16 protein-coding genes are annotated in these 20,283 nt (G+C 70.5%); 8 read left to right on the top strand and 8 right to left on the bottom strand.

Translation table 11 applies throughout. The features are described from left to right. Nucleotide 1: 1 nt before the first annotated feature. From DFJ67_RS00625 to DFJ67_RS00605, 5 genes are all read left to right on the top strand, one after another. Nucleotides 2-1,255, top strand: a complete 1,254-nt coding sequence (locus tag DFJ67_RS00625) for an NAD(P)/FAD-dependent oxidoreductase (RefSeq protein ID WP_116066067.1) — start codon at nucleotides 2-4, stop codon at nucleotides 1,253-1,255. Between the two features lie 84 nt (nucleotides 1,256-1,339). Then, nucleotides 1,340-1,876, top strand: coding sequence for a (2Fe-2S)-binding protein (locus DFJ67_RS00620; RefSeq protein ID WP_116066066.1), 537 nt, complete (start codon nucleotides 1,340-1,342; stop codon nucleotides 1,874-1,876). A 1-nt stretch (nucleotide 1,877) separates the two neighbouring features. Next, nucleotides 1,878-2,864 (top strand): FAD binding domain-containing protein, encoded by a 987-nt coding sequence (locus DFJ67_RS00615; RefSeq protein WP_116066065.1) that lies wholly within the window; start codon nucleotides 1,878-1,880, stop codon nucleotides 2,862-2,864. 70 nt (nucleotides 2,865-2,934) lie between these two features. Further along, nucleotides 2,935-5,178, top strand: a complete 2,244-nt coding sequence (locus tag DFJ67_RS00610) for a xanthine dehydrogenase family protein molybdopterin-binding subunit (protein ID WP_116066064.1) — start codon at nucleotides 2,935-2,937, stop codon at nucleotides 5,176-5,178. A 121-nt stretch (nucleotides 5,179-5,299) separates the two neighbouring features. Further along, nucleotides 5,300-6,298 carry a hypothetical protein gene (locus tag DFJ67_RS00605; RefSeq protein WP_147315373.1) on the top strand — a complete coding sequence of 333 codons (999 nt, stop codon included), beginning with the start codon at nucleotides 5,300-5,302 and terminating at the stop codon, nucleotides 6,296-6,298. 107 nt (nucleotides 6,299-6,405) lie between these two features. On the opposite strand, the gene DFJ67_RS00600 is transcribed toward DFJ67_RS00605, so the two are convergent. Beyond that, entirely contained in the window at nucleotides 6,406-6,954 is a 549-nt protein-coding gene (locus DFJ67_RS00600; RefSeq protein ID WP_116066062.1) for a DUF6529 family protein, read from the bottom strand. Between the two features lie 36 nt (nucleotides 6,955-6,990). Then, nucleotides 6,991-7,344 carry an MmcQ/YjbR family DNA-binding protein gene (locus tag DFJ67_RS00595; protein ID WP_116066061.1) on the bottom strand — a complete coding sequence of 118 codons (354 nt, stop codon included), beginning with the start codon at nucleotides 7,342-7,344 and terminating at the stop codon, nucleotides 6,991-6,993. 210 nt (nucleotides 7,345-7,554) lie between these two features. Here DFJ67_RS00595 and DFJ67_RS00590 point away from each other — a divergent pair, with 210 nt between their 5' ends. Continuing rightward, a complete protein-coding gene (locus DFJ67_RS00590) occupies nucleotides 7,555-10,458 on the top strand; it encodes an AfsR/SARP family transcriptional regulator (RefSeq protein WP_116066060.1) in 2,904 nt (967 codons plus the stop codon). Here DFJ67_RS00590 and DFJ67_RS00585 read toward each other — a convergent pair. Beyond that, nucleotides 10,421-11,320: a hypothetical protein gene (locus DFJ67_RS00585; protein ID WP_116066059.1), complete on the bottom strand. Its 900-nt coding sequence runs from the start codon at nucleotides 11,318-11,320 to the stop codon at nucleotides 10,421-10,423. The two genes, DFJ67_RS00590 and DFJ67_RS00585, sit on opposite strands and share 38 nt — an antisense overlap. Nucleotides 11,321-11,434: 114 nt before the next feature. On the opposite strand from DFJ67_RS00585, the gene DFJ67_RS00580 reads away from it, so the two are divergent. Beyond that, a complete protein-coding gene (locus DFJ67_RS00580) occupies nucleotides 11,435-12,052 on the top strand; it encodes a VOC family protein (RefSeq protein ID WP_116075423.1) in 618 nt (205 codons plus the stop codon). Here the strand turns inward: DFJ67_RS00580 and DFJ67_RS00575 are convergent. The 5 genes from DFJ67_RS00575 to DFJ67_RS00555 form a co-directional block, all read right to left on the bottom strand. Next, nucleotides 12,043-12,726, bottom strand: a complete 684-nt coding sequence (locus DFJ67_RS00575; protein ID WP_116066058.1) for a DUF4166 domain-containing protein — start codon at nucleotides 12,724-12,726, stop codon at nucleotides 12,043-12,045. The two genes, DFJ67_RS00580 and DFJ67_RS00575, sit on opposite strands and share 10 nt — an antisense overlap. Continuing rightward, nucleotides 12,723-13,367 carry a hypothetical protein gene (locus tag DFJ67_RS00570; protein ID WP_116066057.1) on the bottom strand — a complete coding sequence of 215 codons (645 nt, stop codon included), beginning with the start codon at nucleotides 13,365-13,367 and terminating at the stop codon, nucleotides 12,723-12,725. The genes DFJ67_RS00575 and DFJ67_RS00570 overlap by 4 nt, the downstream gene beginning before the upstream one ends. A 72-nt stretch (nucleotides 13,368-13,439) precedes the next feature. Then, the gene (locus DFJ67_RS00565) at nucleotides 13,440-13,919 is read right to left on the bottom strand and encodes an HIT family protein (RefSeq protein ID WP_203783811.1); all 480 of its coding nucleotides are present in this window, start codon (nucleotides 13,917-13,919) and stop codon (nucleotides 13,440-13,442) included. Beyond that, the gene (locus DFJ67_RS00560; RefSeq protein ID WP_116075419.1) at nucleotides 13,916-15,079 is read right to left on the bottom strand and encodes a hypothetical protein; all 1,164 of its coding nucleotides are present in this window, start codon (nucleotides 15,077-15,079) and stop codon (nucleotides 13,916-13,918) included. The genes DFJ67_RS00565 and DFJ67_RS00560 overlap by 4 nt, the downstream gene beginning before the upstream one ends. Nucleotides 15,080-15,105: 26 nt before the next feature. Then, on the bottom strand, nucleotides 15,106-16,137 hold the full coding sequence (locus DFJ67_RS00555) for a winged helix DNA-binding domain-containing protein (RefSeq protein ID WP_116066056.1): 1,032 nt from the start codon (nucleotides 16,135-16,137) through the stop codon (nucleotides 15,106-15,108). 732 nt (nucleotides 16,138-16,869) lie between these two features. Between DFJ67_RS00555 and DFJ67_RS00550 the strand changes: the two genes are divergently transcribed. Then, complete coding sequence (locus tag DFJ67_RS00550; RefSeq protein ID WP_147315372.1) at nucleotides 16,870-19,698, top strand: helix-turn-helix transcriptional regulator; 2,829 nt, start codon at nucleotides 16,870-16,872, stop codon at nucleotides 19,696-19,698. The last annotated feature ends 585 nt before the right edge of the window (nucleotides 19,699-20,283 follow it).

Raw genomic sequence — 20,283 nt, 5'->3', positions numbered from 1 at the left:
GATGAGTGACCAGTTCGTGATCGTGGGTGCTTCGCTCGCCGGGGCGCGGGCCGCGTCGACCCTGCGCGAAGAGGGCTTCGACGGCGGCATCGTGCTGGTCGGGGCCGAGGATGACCTGCCTTACGAGCGTCCGCCACTGTCCAAGGGCTATCTGCTGGGCAAGAAGGAGCGGCAGAAGGCGTTCGTGCACGACGCCGCGTTCTACGAGCAGCAGCGGATCGAGCTGCGGCTCGGCACCCGCGCCACCGCGATCGACCCCGCCGGTCACCAGGTCACCCTCGACAGTGGCGAGTCGCTGCCCTACCGCAAGCTGCTGCTGGCCACCGGATCCTCGCCGCGCACCCTGGAGCTGCCCGGCGGTGAAGCGCGGCGGATCCACTACCTGCGCACGATCGAGCAGTCCGAGGCGCTCGGCGCCACGCTGCGCGCCGGCGACCCGGTGGTGGTGATCGGCGCCGGCTGGATCGGGCTGGAGATCGCCGCCGCGGCGCGCCACTACGGTTGCGACGTGACGGTGGTGGAGACCGACCGGGCGCCGTTGCGGCAGGTGCTCGGCGACGAGGTCGGCGCCGTCTTCCGCGCGCTGCACGAGGCGCACGGCGTCGAGTTCCACTTCGACACGCAGGTACGCGCGTTCGGCGCCCTCGGCGACCGCCTCACCCACGCCGTGCTCGACGACAACGTCGAGGTGCCGGCGTCGGCGGCGGTGATCGCGGTCGGCATCTCACCCAACGTCGAGTTGGCCCGCTCGGCGGGTCTTCGGGTCGACGACGGGGTGGTCACCGACGCCGCGTTGCGCACCAGCGACCCCGACATCCACGCCTGCGGCGACGTCGCGTCGTCCTACCACCCGCTGGCCCACGAGCACATCCGGGTGGAGCACTGGGCCAATGCCCTCAACGGCGGGCCGGCGGCCGCCCGGTCGATGCTCGGGCACGACGTCTCCTACGACCGGCTGCCCTACTTCTTCACCGACCAATACGACCTGGGCATGGAAATGGCCGGCTGGTTCCCGCGCGGCGGCTACGACCGGGTGGTGTTCCGTGGCGATCCATCCATCGTGGACGGCAAGGCGCCGGAGTTCGTGGCGTTCTGGACCCGGCGCGGGCACGTGCTGGCCGGGATGAACGTCAACGTATGGGACGTTCAGGACGATATCCAGAAACTCGTGCGTGCCGGCTACACCGGTAAAGACGTCGACCTGGACCGGCTCGCCGACCCCAGCGTGCCCCTCGACACGCTTCTCGACGGATAGCACGCCGGATTTCCTGATCGTCCGCACGCCCTCCGCCGCTTTGGCAATGCTGAGGTTCTGGCTGCTAGAGCCGAGGAGCGAGCGATGGCAATCAACCAGTCGACCGCGGCCGCGGTCACGGGTGTGCAAGGTCCGGAAAGCGTGCCGGTCAGTCTCAGCGTCAACGGCTCGACCTACGTGGTCGAGCTGGAACCGCGGGTCAGCCTGCTCGACGCGCTCCGCGAGCATCTCGACCTGACCGGCAGCAAGAAGGGTTGCGACCAGGGCACCTGTGGCGCCTGCACGGTCTGGCAGGACGGGCGGCGGGTGCTGGCCTGCCTGACCCTGGCGATGACCGCCGAAGGCCACGAGATCTCGACGATCGAGGGGGTCGCGCAGGACGGCGAGCTGCACCCGATGCAGCAGGCGTTCATCGACCACGACGCCTTCCAGTGCGGCTATTGCACGCCGGGGCAGATCATGTCGGCCATCGCGCTGATCCGCGAGGGCAACGCGACCACCGACGCCGACATCGCCGAGCACATGAGCGGCAACCTGTGCCGGTGCCAGGCCTACCCCAACATCCACGCCGCGATCCGCGAGGTGCGCGACGCCGACGACGACGGCGACGGGGGTCGGTGACATGCGGCCGTTGAGCTTCTTCCGGGCCGGTTCCATCGACGACGCGGTCGCCGCGGTCAGCGCCAACCCGGACAGCGCGTTCCTGGCCGGCGGCACGACCGAGATCGACCTGGTCCGGCTGGGCGTGATCGCGCCGTCGTTGCTCGTCGACGTCAACGACCTGCCGTTGACCTATCTCGAAGACACCGACAACGGAGGTGTACGCATCGGCGCGATGGCCCGGATGAGCGACGTCGCCCGGGCACCGCGGATCGTCGAGCGCTACCCGGGCATGTCGCAGGCATTGCTGCTGGGCGCGTCCGAGCAGTTGCGCAACATGGCGTCGATGGGCGGCAACATGTGCCAGCGCACCCGCTGCGCCTACTTCCGCGACGGCCAGTCGCCGTGCAACAAGCGCGAGCCGGGCAGTGGCTGCTCGGCGATGAACGGGGTCAACCGCGGCCACGCGATCCTGGGCACCTCCGACCAGTGCATCGCGACCCACCCGTCGGACGTGGCGGTGGCGCTGGTCGCGCTCGACGCCACGGTGCGCACCATCGGCCCGGACGGCACGCGGACGATCCCGATCGAGAGCTTCTTCCTGCGCCCTGAGGACACCCCGAGCGTCGAGCACCCGCTGGCGCACGGCGAGCTGATCGTGGCGATCGACGTGCCCGATCTGCCGGTCGCGCGCGCGTCCCGCTACGTCAAACACCGCGACCGCGTCTCCTACGAGTTCGCGCTGGTGTCGGTCTTCTCCGCGATGCGGGTCGACGAGGCCGGCCACGTCTCCGAACTGCGGCTCGCCCTCGGCGGCGTGGGCACCGTGCCGTGGCGGGCGCACCGCGCCGAGGAGGCGCTGATCGGCCGGCCCGCGACGGTCGAGAACTTCGCCGCCGCCGCCGACGCGGAACTGCGCGACGCCGTCACCCGGCCGATGAACGAGTTCAAGGTGACGTTCGCCAAGCGGGCGATCGTCCGCGAGCTGAGCGAGGTGATCTCCTCATGAGCGAGCGAAGCGAGCGCGGTCAACGCAGCCCCTGGGGCTCTTGCTCCGCCGACCGAAGGGAGGCGGCGGCATGAGCCCGGTCCTGGGCAAGCCGGTCAACCGGGTCGACGGGCCGGACAAGGTCACCGGCACCGGCCGCTACTGCGGCGAGATCGTGCTGCCCGGCCTCGCGTACGGGCTGATGGTCGGCTCCTCGATCGCCAACGGGCGGGTGGTGTCGATCGACACGACCGCGGCCGAGGAGGCCGGGGGCGTGCTCGCCATCATGACCCACGAGAACACGACCAAGATCGCCAACCAGCCGCACCTGCTGCCCTCGCTGGCCGGCCAGCCCGCGCCGGGTGAGAGCTTCTTCCCGCTCCAGGACGACGTTGTCCACTACTGGGGCCAGCCGGTCGCGCTGATGGTCGCCGAGTCGCAGGAGCAGGCCGCGCACGCCGCCCGGCTGCTCGACATCACCTACGACGTCGGGGTGCCGGTCGCCACGATCGAAGACGGGCGTTCCCAGGCGTACGAAGCCAAAATGCTCTTCGGTGGTCTGATGCCGGCCCGCGACGAGCGCGGTGATGTCGCCGGCGCCCTGGCCTCGGCCGAGGTGACCGTCGACGCGACCTACCACTTCGCGGCCAACCACCACAATCCGCTCGAGCCCTCGGTGACGACCGCGCAGTGGGACGGCGACCGGCTCACCCTCTGGGACTCCACCATGGGGGTACGCGCCAGCCAGCTCACCGTCGCGACGCTGCTCGGCATCCCGCTGTCCGACGTCCGGGTGATCACCCACTTCGTCGGCGGCGGCTTCGGCTCCAAGGCGATGGTCTGGCCGCACGTGACGCTGGCCGCGCTGGCCGCCCGGCACGTCCGGCGCCCGGTGCGGCTCACGCTCACCCGGCCGCAGACCTTCACCTCCAACGGCCACCGCGAGGAGCAGGAGCAGCGGATCACGCTCGGCGCCGGCCGGGACGGGATGCTGACCGCGATCCGGCACCAGAAGACCTCGGTCACCTCGCCGTTCGACGACTGGGCCGAGCCGGCCACCGGCACGTCGACGCAGATCTACGGCTGCGCCAACTATCTGGGCATGCACAGCCTGATCAAGGGCAACACGATGACGCCGACGTTCACCCGGGCGCCGGGTGAGTCGCTCGGGTCGTTCACGCTGGAGACCGGGATGGACCGGCTGGCGTACGAGCTGGATATGGATCCGGTCGAGTTGCGCATCATGAACCACCCGCCGGTCGACAACCACGGCAACACGTGGTCCAGCGACGGCTTGGCGGACTGCCTCCGGCGCGGGGCCTCGCTTTTCGGCTGGTCCTACCGTGACCCGCGGCCGGGCATCCGGCAGGAGGGCAACAACCTGATCGGCACCGGCGTGGCCAGCGCCGGCTATCCGGTGGCGTTCATGATGCCCGTGCAGCACGCCCGGGCCCGGATCTTCAACGACGGCAGCGTGGTCATCCAGACCAGCGCGCAGGAGTTCGGCATCGGCGTCACCACCTCGATGTCGCAGGTCGGCGCCGACGGGCTGGGCGTCGACATGGACGTGCTGCGCTTCGAGGCCGGCGACACCGACCTGCCCAACTCGACGTCGGCGGTCGGCTCGATGGGCGCCACGATGGCATCGTCGGCCGTGCACAACGCGGCCACGACGTTGCGCAACGACCTGATCGCCCACGCCGTCAACGACGACAAGTCGCCGCTGCACGGCCTGTCGCCGAGCTCGGTGCGGGTCGCCGATGGGCGGATGACGTCCACTCTGGACCCGTCGATCTCCGAGTCCTATTCGGACCTGCTGCAACGCAACCGGCTGCTCGACATGGAGGCGCTCGGCTCGTGGACGCCGCCGCCGCTGGACACCCCGCACGGGCTGCTCACGTTCGGCGCCCAGTTCGCTGAGGTGGCCGTCGACAAGGACCTGGGGCTGGTCCGGGTACGCCGGATGCTGGGCGTGTTCGCGCCCGGCCGGGTGCTCAACCCGAAGCTGGCCCGCAGTCAACTGCTCGGCGGGATGCTGTGGGGCCTCTCGCAGGCGCTGCTGGAGGGCAACCAGATCGACCGGCAGAGCGGCCGCTGGGCGCTCAACAACCTGGGCGAGTATCTGGTGCCGGTGCACGCCGACATCCCCGACATCCAGGTCGAGTTCGTTGAGGTCGAAGACGACGTGGTCGGCCCGCTGGGTGTGAAGGGCGTCGGCGAGGTGGGCCAGGTCGGCGCCGCGGCGGCGATCGCCAACGCGGTCTTCCACGCCACCGGCCGCCGGATGAACGAACTGCCGATGACCGCCGAGGTCGTGATGAACGGTGCCGGCTGAGGCGTTACCTGAACGGCCGGCCATCAGCGCTCCAACGCGGGAGCAGAGGCCGGCCGTCCGTTCGCTGATCGAACGCAGCGTCGCGCGCCAACCGTGGCTGGGCGCGGCCGGGCTGCTGTTGGTGATCCCGATCGCGGCGGCCCTGGCGTTCGCCCTGGACGGCCCGGCCCGGTCGTTGGTGGTGATCGGCCCGCTGGTCACCTACTCGCTGGTGCCGGTCGCCATCGTGGCGTTCTGGTGGGAGGACTGGCCCGGGACGGCACTCGCGCCGCGCTGGTTGGCCGGGTGGCTCAACACGCTGTTCATCGTGGCGTTCGGGGTCGGGCTCACGTTTCTCGGCCAACTGATAGCCGGCGGGGTCGATCCGCGGGGGGTGTTCGACCCGAACCCGGGCCCGGGCCACCTGCCGACGTTCCCGGCCACGTTGCCGCTGGCCGGCGCCGCTTTCGCGGCGATGCTCCAGTTCACGCTGGTGTGCGAGGGCTGGCCGCTGCGCAAGCTGCGGCGGCGGGTGCCGGCTGGGTTGCTCGCCGGGGTGCTCGCGTTCGGTGCCGCGCTGTTGGTCTACTACTTCGTCGCTGACGTGCGGCCACCGCCGTCGTCCGGCTTGCACACCCAGACGGGCCCGATGGCCGGTGCGTCGCTCGGTGCGCTGCTGGTGACGACCGGGGCGTGGCAGACGTGGCTCTACGTCACGTGGCGAGGCTGGCCGTTCAACCTGATCCAGCGCCGCTGGCTGCGGCTGTCGGTGGCCAATGTCTGCGTGATCGCGGGCGGCTGGGCCACGTACACCTTGATCCATCTCGCGGTCAGTCCTGGGTTGATCATCGCGGGCGCGGCGGCCTTCACCGCTGCGGCCCTGTCGGTCTCGATGCTGTTCGAGAACGCGGTCCGCCCCCACATCACGGCGACGATGGACAAGTGGCTGTCGGTGACGACGGTGTCGGCGGTGGCCGTGATCCTGTATGTGGTGCTGACCGCCTATGCGCACACGGTCAACTTCGGCCACTTCGAGCCGAGCGAGTTCGTGGTGCACGCCTGCCTCAACGCGCTGGCCTTCTCGGTCATCACCCACGTGGCCGTCGGCCGCCGCTGGCCGTTCGCCCGCGACCTAGCCTGAGCGGCTACGTGGGGGTCTGCGTCGACACGGCGTGCGGGACGGGTTCTGCGCGGAGGCGAGCGCGATCGCGGGGAGCCTGCTCCCCGAGAACGAGTGGCCAGCGCCGATCACTTAGGCAGCCCGAAGGTGGCGATGTAGTAGAGGGCGCTGCTCGTGATGACGCCGACGACCGTCGCGAGCAGCAGGCCGGCGACGGCTGGCAGCGCCCAGCCCGGCAGCCGCTTGCTGTGCAGGACCAGGATCTTGGCGACGAAGGCGCCGTAGAAGATGCAGCCGAGGATGCTGTGGGTCAGCACCCGGGCGCTGTAGGTCTGGAAACCGAGCGCCCACAGGCAGGCGGCCGCGACCGGCAGGCTCACGATGAAGGCCAGGAAGCCGCTGGTGCGGTGCACGGGCCCGACCCACGGCCGGCGGCGCAGGCCGAACTTCTCATACATCCACAGCGCGGTGACGAGTTGGACCGCGGCCAGCAGCAGGACGCCGAGGGCCAGCCAGACCTTGAACGCGTAGATCGACGGGAAGGGGTTGGCCCAGGGCACTTCGCCCGTCGGCGTGTGCACGCTGCCCCAGATGCCCAGCGCGACCGAGACGGCCGCGCCGATCAGCAGCGGGATCAGGATGAGGAAGGGTCGCGTTCTGGCTCGCTCGTACACCATCTCAGTATTGCGGTGATCCCGGCTAAATCGGGTCTTTCACGTGCCAGTCGGGCGCTCGCGCTTCGGTAGCTTGCTGACCACCGTGTCGTAGGAGGCGTCGATCGCCTCCAGGATCTCGTCGTCGGGGATGCCGGTGCCGACGGTCAGGGTGTTCCAGCCCGACCGTCCGATGTAGGCCATCACGCTGGCCGAGCCGGGATAGCGGGCCAGCCACTCGTCGGCGACCTCGCGGTTGGGGCCGCACTTGAGCCCGACGGTCGGCGGCGGCCCTTCACCGAGAAACGCGAAGATCTTTCCACCGACCTTGGCGACGGTGTCGCCCTCCCATGGCTGGTCGGGCCACGCACCCGGCTTGGCCAGGCAATACGCCACCAGCTCATCCCGGGTCATGCCGTCACCATAACGCCCGGCATGGATCCGGGGGAGCGGCCTCGGGAACCGCCACCCCCGTTGTGGCGGTTCCGCCGTGCCGCAATGCCAGAAACGTACGGTGTCGTTCTTGACATCGCCTTGACGCCGATCGCGAGTAGCCTCTGGACCGCGGGCGCGGAGCGCTTGACGCCGGCTTGACACTGGGCACGGCGCGAACGGGCTGGAGCGGTGTTGGACTTCCTCGTGCTGGGGCCGGTCGAAGCGTGGTCCGGCGGTCAGCCGGTCGCGTTGGGACGGCGTCACCAGCGTCGGCTTCTCGCGCTGCTGTTGCTCGAGGCGCCGCGGCCGATCCCGACCGAGCGCCTCCTGGACCTCGTCTGGGACGACGACCAGCCCTCCTCGGCGCGCGCCGTGCTGCACACCCACATCAGCCGGCTACGGTCGGTGCTGCGGCCGCACGGTGTCGGGCTGCTGTCCCGCGCCGACGGCTACCTCGTCGACGTCGACCCGAGCCACGTCGACGCGCACCGGTTCGTGACGATGGCGAGCCGGGCCCGGCAACTCACCGAGGCCGCGCCCCGGGCCGCTGCGCTGGCCGAGGCGCTCGCGTTGTGGCGCGGTCCGTTGATGTCCGACGCGGCCGACGACCGGTTGCGCCGGCGGGTCGGCGGTGCCATCGAAGAGCTACGGCTGACCACAATGGAATCACTCAATGCGGCCCGGCTCGCCGACGGGCAGCACGACCGCGTGGCGGTCGACCTCGTCGAGCTGGTGGATCGCCATCCGACCCGGGAGCGGTTCGTCGGCCTGCTGATGACGGCGCTCTACCGGGCGGGGCGGCAGATCGACGCGCTGGCCTCTTACGACCAGGCCCGTGCCCGGCTGCGCGCCGACTTCGGTGTCGATCCCGGGCCCGAGCTCGCCCAACTACACCTGCGGGTGCTCCAGAACGACCCGACGCTGGCTGTCGCACCGCGCAAACCGACGCCCGCGCACCACCTGCCCCGGGACCTGCCCGACTTCGTCGGTCGGCGCGCGGCAGTGGATCAGCTGACCGCTGCCGCGTCCAGGGTGCTCGCGATCGACGGCATGCCGGGCGTGGGGAAGACCGCGCTCGCGGTGCGCGCCGCCCACCTCGTCGCCGACCGCTACCCGGATGCCCAGCTCTATCTCGACCTGCACGGGCACAGCGAGCGCGCCCCGGTGGAACCCGCCACGGCGCTCGACGCGTTGTTGCGCCAACTCGGCGTCCCCGGTGAGCAGATCCCCGAGGGGCTCCCGGCGCGGGTCGCCCGCTGGCGGCGCGAACTGGCCGGGCGCCGGGTCCTGCTCCTGCTCGACAACGCCGCGACCAGCGCGCAGGTCGATCCGTTGCTGCCCGGCGCCGACGGCTGCCTGACCCTGATCACCAGCCGGCACCGGCTGGTCGGGCTCGACGGGGCCGCACCGCTGTCGCTGGACGTGCTGACCGAGGCGGAGGCCGCCGACCTTCAGCTCCGCATCGTCGGCGACCGGATCTCCGCCGATCCCGAGGGCGCGGCCGAGGTCGCCCGCCTCTGCGCGCACCTCGCCCTCGCGATCCGGTTGGCCGCCGCGCGGCTGGCCCACCGGCCCGCGTGGACGGTGCAGGATCTGGTGGCCCGGCTGCGGTCCGCCCGTCCCGCGCCCGCCGAGCTGACCGCCGAGGGGCGCAGCCTGCCGGCCGCGTTCGCGCTGTCCTACGACCATGTCACCGAGCCCGAGCGGCGGATGTTCCGGCTCCTCGGCCTGCACCCGGGGATGCGGTTCGACCTGCACGCCGCGGCGGCCCTGGCCGACCTCGACCTCGACGAGGCCGCCGGCGTGGTCGACGGGCTGGTCGACGCGCACATGCTGCACGAGCCCGCTGTCGGGCAATACCAACTGCATGACCTGATGCGGGCGTACGCCCGGAGCCTGCTCCAGACGCAGGAGACGCCCGACCAACGCCGCGCCGCGATCCACCGGCTGCTGGACAGCTACCTGCACACCGCCGTCGTCGCCGGCGCGCCTCAGGAGGTGACGCCGGTCGACTACGACCTCGGCCCGGCGCCGCGGTATGCCATGGCTCCCGGCGACGGCCGCCAGTGGTTCGCCGCCGAGCGGGCCAACCTGGTCGCGAGCATCCGGCTGGCCGAGGAGCTCGCCCTCGACGAGCAGGCGTGGAAGCTGACCCGGGCACTGTGGCGCCACGTCTACGAGACCGGCCACACCGACGACCTGCTCACCACCCACCTGATCGCGCTGCGCTGCACCCTGCGCTCGCGGGACCGCCGCGGCGAAGCCGTCACCCGCAACTTCCTCGCCTCCGGCTACAACCAGCTCGGCCAACTGGTCGAGGCAGAAGACCACCTGCGGGCCGTGCTGGCCTACAACGTCGACACCGGCGACCGATACCGCGAGGCCAACACCCAATACCTGCTCGCCGGGGTCGTGCACTGGCTCGGCCGCTACCCGGAGGCGATCGACCTGCTTCACCGCAGCAACAAGCTGCGCGGTGAGCTGGGCGACGAGGCCGGCACCGGATTCGGCTACACGATGCTCGGCGAGATCTGCACGACCTTGGGCCGCCTCGACGAGGGATTGGACTGGAACCAGCGCGGCCTCGACATCCTGCGCCGGCTCGGCCAGCCCTATCCCATGGCGATCGCGCACGCCCATCTGGGCGCGACCCTGCTGACGATGGACCGGCTCGACGAGGCCGAGCAGCACCTGCACCGTTCGATCGAGCTGAAACGGAGCGTCGGCGCGCTGATCGGCGAATCGGGGGTGCTCAACAACCTCGCCGTGCTCGACCGACTCCGAGGCCGGCACGACTCCGCGTCGGAACTGCACCTGCGCGCGTTGACGGCCGCGCAGGACGGCGGCGAACGCATCCACGAGTGCGTCATCCGCAACAGCTACGCGGTCACGCTCCGGCTGGCCGGCGACGTCGAGGCGGCCCGCTCCCAGCACCGGCAGGCCCTCGCGATGGCGGTCGAGATGCGCATCCCGGTCGAGGAGGGCCGAGCGCTGATCGGTCTGGCCGGCACGGATCCGGGCACCGCCGAGCAACGCGAGCAGGGCGTGCGGATCCTCAGTCGCCTGGGCGTGCCGATCGCGCCGGACGGCTGACGAACAGGGCGCCCAGCAGGGCTCCGGCGACCATGATTGCCAGCAGGGTGGGAATCCCGTACGTCGCACCCGGGAACATGCCGACGGTGGGGAACCGGAAGGCCAGCGCGCTGCCGTAGCCCGCGAGGACCCCGAGCACGAGGACGCCGGCGAGGTCGGCCCGCCGCCAGGTCCGCCGCTTCCAGGCGATGAGGGTGGCGGGCAGCAGCGTCGCCACCACCCCGAAGGTGATCGCGACGACCGTCAGCCACACCCGCGTGGGGTTCGGTCGCAGCGGCAACGCGGACTCGTAGAAACAGCAGCCTTCACCGGACGCCGGGAAACCCAGGCGTTGCCACGCGCCGCCGACGCCGCGGTAGAGCAGGCCGTCGCGGCCGTTGGCGACGAACACCACGTGGCCGCCGGCGACCTCGTGCACCACCAGGGAGCGCGAGGAAAGGTGCTCGGCCGGATCACCCACGTCGGGATAGGACTCGGCGAGCATCGCGTAGGGCTCGCCGGCGATCTCCCAGCTCGTGGCGTAGGTGGCGCCGCCGTCACCGCTCGCCTCGACCCGCAACGCCGTCTTCGCCGCGCGGTAGCACGTCGTGGCCACGCATTGATCCGCGTGGGGTGGCCCGGCCGAGGTGTGGTCGGCCCATTCGAGCACCGCACCGTCGTCGCCCACCAACCATGACCAGGTCTCGTCGTAACGAAGGGTCTGGACGAGGACGGTGCCGGGTCGCGGGCCGTCGACGACGGCCGACACCTCGCCGCGCTGGCGCAGGTTGAGCTGTCCGATGCCGTGGGTGACGAAGGACAGGCCGCCGCAGCAGACGACGGCGACGGCCAGCGACGCGTACGCCAGAGCCCGCCGTTTCATGTCTCCACGGTCCCGTCCCCAAGCCACAACCGAGGCACGGCCGGGCCACAATCCGGGTGATCCGGTCAGGAATGAAGAAGCAACCGGCGCCCGGTCGCCCATAGCGTTGTGGGCATGACAGCAATCGAATCCGTCACCCTCGAGGCCGCCGACGTCACGGCCGCCGACAGCTTCTACACCACCGCTTTCGGCCTCGACAGCACCCAGATCCGGGTGCGGGCCGCGCAGGCGCCGACGACCGGCTTTCGCGGTTTCACGCTCTCGCTCACCGTTTCGCAGCCGGCCACCGTCAACGCGTTGATCGACGCGGCGCTGGAGGCCGGTGCCACCTCGCTGAAGCCGGCTACCAAGTCGCTCTGGGGCTACGGCGGCGTCGTGCAGGCTCCGGACGGCGCGATCTGGAAGGTCGCGACGTCGGCGAAGAAGGACACCGGACCGGCCGACCGAAAGATCGACTCAATCGTGCTGCTGCTCGGCGTCGCCGACATCGCCGCGAGCAAGCGGTTCTACGTCGACCAGGGCCTGACCGTCGCGAAGAGCTTCGGTCGCGTGTACGTCGAGTTCGACGCGTCGTCCGGCCCCGTCAAGCTGGCCCTCTACCGGCGCCGCGCGCTGGCCAAGGACGCCGGCGTCGCGGCGGACGGCACCGGATCGCACCGCATCACCATCGGTGGCGACACCGGGCCCTTCACCGACCCCGACGGGTTCGCCTGGGAAGCCGGTCAGTCGTAGGGGTTCTCGCGCAGCGGGCGGACCGCGGCGGGCACGGGCGCGAGGGTCGTGTCGACATACCGTGTCGTGAAGCTCCCGTCGTACCCGAAGATCGGTCCGTAGCGTTTGTTGGTGACGTTGACGTGGATGCGCAGCCGCCCGATCGCGTCGTCATACCACTCGTGCAGTTCGGCGGTGCCGCTGATGGCCGCCGGCACCCGGCAGCGCAGCAGTCCCTCGGTGAACCGCTGGTCGCCGCTGCGGATGTGCAGGCCGCCGGTTTTGTCGACGCGCACCGAAAGGTCGACGGCGAGATGCTGATGGGTGCCGAGATAGTCGACGATCCCGCCGCGGGCGGCGCTGTAGACCATCGTGGCGTCGAACCTGCGGCGGCGGCCGGCGGCGACGTCGAAGGTGCGCACGAACGTCACCGTCTCGCGGCCGAACCGGTCGAGGTAGGCGTAGTTCTCGATGGTGAACGGGATGTCGGTGCCGGTGTCGGGGAAAAGGATGTGCCGCCCGGCGCCGAGCCGCAGGAAGGGCAGCACGTGCCGGCCGCCGCGCCAGATCCGGTCCATCACCCCGGTGCCGACACAGGCGGTCGTGGTGGCCATGGAAACGCCGAAGCGCTTCTGTAGCTCGGGGTGGAGCCGCTCGAAGTCGGCGCCGAGGGCGCGGCGGAAGATCGCGGTCATGCTGTTCTGCCTTTCGTGGCGGGTCGGCGGCGGCAGCGCCGCGCGGCGGGGGTTCGCGGGCCGGGCGGCACGGCGATCGCGAGCAGCAGGGGGACCGGGCCGAGCCACCAGGCGACGGTGACGAGCGCGACCCGGGCGGCGGCCTCGGCGAGCCAGAGCCGGCGGCTCGCGGCCGGGCTGATGCCGTGCTCGAGCCACAGCCGCAACCGGTCGAACGACCAGGCGGTGGCCCAGCCGAACAACGGCCGGAACGCCCGGTCGGCGAGCCGGCCCCAGCGGCCCCAGCGCGGCGCGTAGTCGTAGCCGGTGAGGAAGCGGACGCCGCCCGGGACCGGCACGTAGCGCCAGTAGCCGTCGCCCTGCTCGATGAGCGAGCGCCGGTCTGCTGATCCGAAGTGGAGGACGGAGACGGCGGTTCCGTCTGGTCGCTCGCGCTCGCCGGCGGTGACGCCGATCCCGTCGATGTGCACGCCGGGCAGCACGGTGGTCCGGTAGCGGAACCTGACCGGGCCACCCGGGGCTTCGGTCAGGCCGTCGATCCGGGTGAAGCGCACGTCCCAGCGGGCGTGCAGGGCCGGGTTGCGGGTGTGCCGCCACACCCGCGCGACGTCGGTGTGGATGACGGTCTCGACGTAGATCACAGCCGCCCCCGAGCATCGAGTTGAACACGTTCAAAACCTGAACGCGATGCTACGCCCGTGGTGTTCCGTCCATCAAGGGCGGATGGCCGACCGCAGCCTGGCGGCCAGGGCGGCCTGCTCCGCGTCGGTCACCGGCAGAATGCCGCGGCTGCTCCGCACCGCCTCGAACTGCTGCTCCGCGTAGGGGATGCCCGGCGGCAGTGGGGCGACGTGCCAGTGCACGTGTGCGTTGCCCTGGTGCGAGCCGAGCGACATCAGGTAGACCCGCTCGGTCGGCACGACCCGCTTGAGTGCCTCGGCCACGTCGTGCACCACGTCGGTGACGTGCCGGAACAGGGCGCGGTCGCCGGTCACGTCGACCACATGCGCGCGCGGCACCACGAGCGTGTAGCCGAGCAACGGCGGATAGCGGTTGAGGAACGCGATGCACAGCTCATCCGCGTACACGATGTGGTGTTGATAATCAGGGTCCCCGCGCAGCATCGCGCAGATGAAGCACGGCCCGCTGCGGACCCGCTCCTCATAGGCGGCCGCGTCGAAAGGGATCGTCACCGCTTCAGCGACGGGCCGCTCACCGTCGGCGGGCGGGCGCCCAGGAAGAAGATGCCCGGGAAGCCGCTGGTCTCGAAGCCGGCGCTCTTGTTGCCCTTCCAGGTCGTGTTCTCCACGCGCATCGTGCCGGTGCGGTCGTTGCTCACGAAGAACACCCCGCCGCCGCCCTCTTTGGCCGTGTTGTCCTGCACGACCGAGCCGGCGATGCGGAGCGTGAACAGGTTGCCGTCGAGGTAGATCGCGCCGCCGCTGCCGCCGCCCGGCGAGCCGTCGCGGGCCGGATTGGCGCCGTTGCCGATCGCCTTGTTGTTGCGGAAGACGCTGTTGAGCACCACCCACGACACGCCGATGCTGGAGAGCGCGGCGCCGTTGGAGCACACACCGCCCTGGAACGTGCTGCCGACGATGTAGACCGGCTCGCCGTGAAACTGGCTGAGCACCCGGATCGCCGCGCCGCCGAGGTCGGGGCCGCTCGCGTCGCAGCGGTTGTCGACGAACTTGGTGTTGACCGCCTTGAACCGGCCGCCGCGGACGAAGATGGCGCCGCCGCCACCGCCCTCGGTCTTGTCGCCGGTCGAGTTGCCGCCGGTGAACGTCAGGTTCTGCACGGTCAGCCGCGGACTGTCCTGATCCTGGCAGTGCGAGGTGAGGAAGCCCTGCGCCTCGTCGCACGTGTTCATGTAGAGGATCCGGCGCTTGCCGCCACCGCTGAGCGTGACCCGGCCGCCGCCGTCGAGCACGATCTTCGGACCGTTGGCATTCTTGATCTTCGCGGTGGCGGTCATCGTGATGGTGACCGGGTCGGGCCCACAGTTGAACGTGATGATCCCGCCGGCCGCGACCGCCTTCACGACGGCGTCGGACGTGCAGCTGGCCTTCGTACCCGTGCCGATCTTCCGGTTGGGTTTGCTGGTGTTCTCCGCGCGGGCCTCGGCCGGAATCGACGCCTTGCCGCCCGGGTTGCCGAAACTGGCCGGTTTGGCCGGCGGCTTCGGCGTGGGGCCGCGGCCGATGCCGTCCTTACCCGGGGTCGGCGTGGGCGCGGCGGCTGAGCCGGTCGGTGCCGGCTGTTGCCGGGCGGCCTGCGTCTGCTCCGGTTGGCCCTGCCCACAAGCAGAGATCAACAGCACGAGCAGCAGGGGTACGGCGGTCGCGCGGATCGTTCGCACCCGGTCGACCTTAGGGGTTAGGCGTGGAAATCGGCGAGCCGCTCGCCTTCCGCGTGCAGCCGCTCGCGCTCCGTCGTGGTGAGCGGGCGGAACTCGTCGTATTCGAGCTTGCCGTCGACCGCTTTCCAGGTGCCCGCGACGGCGCCGTCGACGAGGAACACCGCGAACGACTGCGGTGCCCGGACGTGGAAGATCCGGGGCCGGAACTCCTCCGGGAGGATGCCCGAGCGGCGGGCGTGCACCAGCAGCGATGCGTCCCAGTTGGGCAGGAATCGCGGTGGTGCGTCCGCGTCGCCGTCGGCGATCGGTCCGCCCGCGAGGTCGACCAGCTCGGTGCCGTCCTTCGCCTGGTAGCCGGTCGTGTCCAGCTCGGACAGCGCGGTGCCGACGGCGGCGACCGGCACGCCGGCCCAGGTGGCGATCTCCTTGCGGGTCGCGGGGCCGAATCCCGTCAGATATCGGCGCACCAGGTGGACGAGGCCCTCCTCGGCCGTGCCCTCCGGTGGCCCGACCCAGTCGTCGGCGAGGGTGTAGAGGTCGGCCCGGCGCCGCTCCCACGTGCCGCTCGGGGGTTGCCGCACCATGTCCAGCCACAGGCCGATCAGGCGACGGTGGTCGGCGCCGATCAGCTGGTCGATCTCGCGCTGCTTGAGCGGACCGTCGGCGAGGGCCGCGCGCAGGGTGGCGGCGACCTCTTCCAGTTCTTCGTGCGTCGGCGCCGGCTTGAACGACCGCAACGCCATGGCGCGGCGGGCCTCCCGGATGGCCAACGCCCAGGGCCAGTAGTCGCGCTTGCTGACCGCGTGGATGGTGGCCCGCAGCAGGGTGCCCTGGATGATCTCGCGGTCGTGCAGCAGTTGGGTCACGGCCGGTCGCTCGACGCCTTCGGCGCGGGACCAGAGGCCGAGGTAAATGGCGGGGGAGTACTGGGCCTGTAGGCCGGCCATCAGCTCCAGCACCTGGGGCAACGCGGCCTGGGAGCGGTCCAGCAGCAGCTGGCGGTGCAGGAGCGTCCGGTTGAGCTCCCGATCGGTCAGGGTGTGCGGCACGTGCCTTCGACCTTCATATCCGCCAGGTGGCTGATGTCTCGGTGGCGACTTGCGCGGAGGCTGGTTCCCGTGCCAACCGGCCGCCCCACAAAGCTGTGAGCGGCGGCAACCTTAGAACGATCGGCCTCCGCAGGCGCCGATTCGATCAAAGGTTGCCGCCGCCCATAGTAGATGGGGATTGGCCGGCCCTTACCCCTGTGTGGAACATGGTCAGCGGCTCGACCCCGCTGACGTCGATAAGACTCTTCCGGTGCAGGCGTGAGCGGTGCAGAATTACAGGTCGTGCCACATCTGGGAGATGTAGGAGGTGGTTGATCCTCCGGCGGAAAAGTGAGATGCCGCTGAGGTGGCAAATGCTCCACCGAAAGCCGCGGCGGCAAGGCCGACGACGATAGCTCCTGTGGCCAGGGCTCTGGCGAACAGGGCTGGGAGTCTGCGCTGTGCATTCATGGCAAGCTCCTAATAGGACAGTTAGCGCGCCCTGGCCAGGTAAGGAAGTATTGCTCGCGACTCAGTTCCGAGACAAGCTCACGGTGACGACTCAGTTACGGATAGTTGGCTCTTCGCCACCTAGCCGAAAGTCACCTGGATTGCCGCTTTGCTTATTTTTCATCGGTTTTGTCTTGTCATTCGACATGCAATCTGCAATTTCATGACCGTAATCACCAGAAACGGCTGATTTCTTGCTTGCCGACTAATGGGCCGAAACACGGCGCAGAGGGAGGGGTCGCGGTGACCGAGTTGCCGGTCCCGGCAAGTCCCATCGGTCGTCAACGGCAGATGGAGGTCATGCGACAGCTCGTCGATGACCTCAGCGCCGGCCGTGGCAAGGCAGTCCTGGTCGAGGGCGAGCCCGGCATCGGCAAGACCACATTGTTGCGCGCGGTGACCACCTACTCCCGCGCCGCCGGTGTCCAGGCCGTCTGGGCCCTCTGCGACGAGCTCAGCCAGGCGTTCCCGTTGCTGCCGCTGCTCGAGGCGCTCTCGTCCCGGGCGGGCGTTTCCGGCACCGACCACCAGCGGATCGCCGAGATGTTGCGCGCCGATCCCGGTGTCGGCACCCGCACCGACGTCATCCCGGCCGCCGCCGAGCAGATGCGCGATCTGATCCAGAGCCTCTGCGCCAGCTCGCCGGTCCTGCTCGTGGTCGACGACCTCCAGTGGGCAGACCCGGCCACCGTGATGACCCTCGGCCGTTTGATCCGTGGCGTCGACCAGCTCCCGTTGCTGCTGGTGGGCCTGACCCGCCCGGTGCCGCGCCGCGACGACCTGCTGGCCCTCCGCCGGGCGGTGGAGCCCAACCTGCTGAAGCTGACCCACCTCGACGCCGACGCGGTGGGCGAGTTCGTCACCCAGCTGGTCGAGGGCACGCCCGGCGCCCACCTGATGGACCTGGCGGCCAGCGCCGGCGGCAACCCGCTCTACCTCACCGAGCTGGTCGACGTGCTGGCGCGCAAAGGCACGCTGATCCGCACCGAAGACCTCGTCGAGGCGCCCGAGGAGACCACGCCGACCTCGCTGTCCGCCGCCATCTCCGACCGGCTCCAGTTCCTGTCGGCACCGGCGCGCGAGGTGTTGCGGGTCGCCGCGTTGCTCGGCCTCGACTTCTCCGTCCGCGAGCTGGCGGTCGTGTCCGGCCGAAGGCTCGCCGACCTGCTGCCGATCCTCGACGAGGCGATCCTGACCGGTGTCGTCGTCGAAGACGGCACCGAGATGGCCTTCCGCCACCCGCTGATCCGCGAGTGCCTCTACAACAGCATGCCGGTGCCGGTCCGGGCGGCGTGGCACCGCGACGCCGCCCGCGCGCTCTCCGAAGACGGCGCCCCGGCCGAACGCGTGGCCCGCCAGCTCCGCCCCACGATCGTGCAGGGCCATCGGCCCGCGCCGGTCGACGCCTGGGTCGTCAACTGGTTGGCGTCGTGCGCACCGCAGTTGGTGGGCCAGGCTCCGAAGGTCGCCATCCCGATGCTCCGCTGGGCCCTCGACGGCACACCGGCCGAGGCACCGCTGCACGACGTGCTGGCCTGCCGGCTCGCCGACGCGCTCTTCCGCGTCGGTGACCCAGCCGGCGCCGCCGAGGTCGCGACCAGCGCGCTGGTCAACGTCACCCGCCCCGAGATCCTGGTCGACCTGCACTGGACGCTGACCCAGTGCAACGCCGTCGCCGGCAAGTTCCAGGAGTCGCTCGAGCTGCTGAGCAGCGCGCTCCAGGCCCCGGGCCTGCGCGGCGCCAACCGCGCCCGGCTGCTCGTCCTGGTGGCGCGGGCCCAGTTCGCACTGGGCCACCTCGACCTGGCCGGCCCGGCAACCGACGAGGCGCTCGCGACCGGCACCGAGGCCGGCGACCGCTGGAGCATGGGCTGGGCGCTGTTCGTCCAGACGATCCTCTACGGCGTCAAGGGCGAGTCCCAGCGCGCGCTGCCACTCTACGAACGCGCCCTGGCGGTGGCCGAGGGCGACCCGTCCCTGATCGACCTGCGCTTGCTGTTGCAGATCAACCAGGCCAACGCGTTCGGCGTGCTCGACCGCTACGACGAGGCGATCCTGGTCGCCCAGAAGGTCCGCGAGTCCGCCGACCGCGCCGGCAACGCCTTCCGGCGGGCCCAGGCCCAGAGCATGCTGGGCGAGCTGCTATTCGAGTCGGGCCGCTGGGACGACGCGCTGGTGGAGATCGACCTGGCCCTCAACGTCTCGAAGAACCCGACCACCGACAGCGCCCAACACGCCTTCGCCGCAACCATCCAACTCCACCGCGGCGACGCGAGCAGCGACCGCAACCTACGCGCGGCGGAGCGCTACTTTGGCAAGGAAGAGGCCCGGATGTGCCGCGCCTTCGCGATCGCGAAGAGCCTGCACATGGAACGCGACGAAAAGCTCGACAGCGCGCTTGAGGTGCTGCTCAAGGGCCTGGCCGACGTGCCCGACAAGGAAGAGACGGTCGATCTGCTGGCCGACGCGGTGCGGTTGGCGATCGCCATCGGCGACGAGCACAACGCCAAATCCATCACCGAGCACGCGGTCGCCATGGGCACCGACTCCCCGGTCCCACACCGCCGCGCCGTGGCCGCACACTGCCTGAGCCTCCTGAACAACGACCCGGCAGGCCTGCTAGAGGCGGCAAACAGCTACCGCGCCGCAGGCCGCCCACTACCGCGCGCACAGGCCCTGGAGGCGGCCGCCCTGGTGCTGGCCGAACGCGGCGACATGGCCGAGGCGCGCAACCTGTTCACCGACGCCTACGCCCTTTATTCCAAGCTGGGCGCCGAGTGGGACCTCGCCCGCACCCAGGCAACCTTCCGCCAGTTCGGCATCCGCCGCGGCCCGCGAGTCCGGCACGCCCAGGCCCGCCGCGGTTGGGAAGCGCTGACGCCGACGGAAAACCGGGTGGCCGGCATGGTCGCGCAGGGCATGTCCAACCCCCAGATCGCCGACAAACTGTTCCTTTCCCGCCGCACGGTGCAGACCCACGTCTCCCACATCCTGGCGAAGCTCGAACTCCAGTCCCGCACCGACATCGCCCGCGAGGCCAGCCAACGCGACCTGACCCACGTCGTGAGCTGATCCCGCTTACCCGCGGGGGAGCGCTTCCCTTGCCAGCTCCGCGGTGCACGCGGCCAAACCCGAGCCCGCGCTCTGCGGGCCTCGGCGTCGATGAACGCCGGCGCGTTCCTTGCCACGCTCTGCCGGTGAGCCGCGCGGCATCAGTCGTCCAGTAGAGCGATCCGGGGCGGCACATCTGCTGATTTGATCTCCGATTCGACAGATCTGCCGCCCCAGATGCGCATCTGGCGCGGCATTGCCGGGCCCACCACCGCGATCCGACCCACGTCGTGAGCTGAAATCCATCCCAGAGGTCCGCGGGACCGACCGCGGTTCCGCGATGGATGCGCATTCGTCGCGCCCGCGCTCGCCGAGCTGCTTTGCGCGCTCTGGGGCGTCGTACGTGGGAGTTCGATCACCGATTCCCCATCTCTGCCGCCCCAGATCGCCGCGGCCAGAGACCCGGGCCGGGCGGCCCCGTAGGCCAAACGCTGTCGCGCGCTACGCGATCAACTGCCGAGCGCGGCGATCTGGGGCGGCATATCTGTAAGTTTGATCTTCGGTTCGACAGATCCGCCGCCCTGGATGCGCATCAGGAGCGGCATT

Source organism: Asanoa ferruginea, assembly GCF_003387075.1.
Taxonomy (GTDB): domain Bacteria; phylum Actinomycetota; class Actinomycetes; order Mycobacteriales; family Micromonosporaceae; genus Asanoa; species Asanoa ferruginea.
Note: the sequence above shows the minus strand (reverse complement) of the source record. Positions and strands in the feature narration are given on the sequence as shown.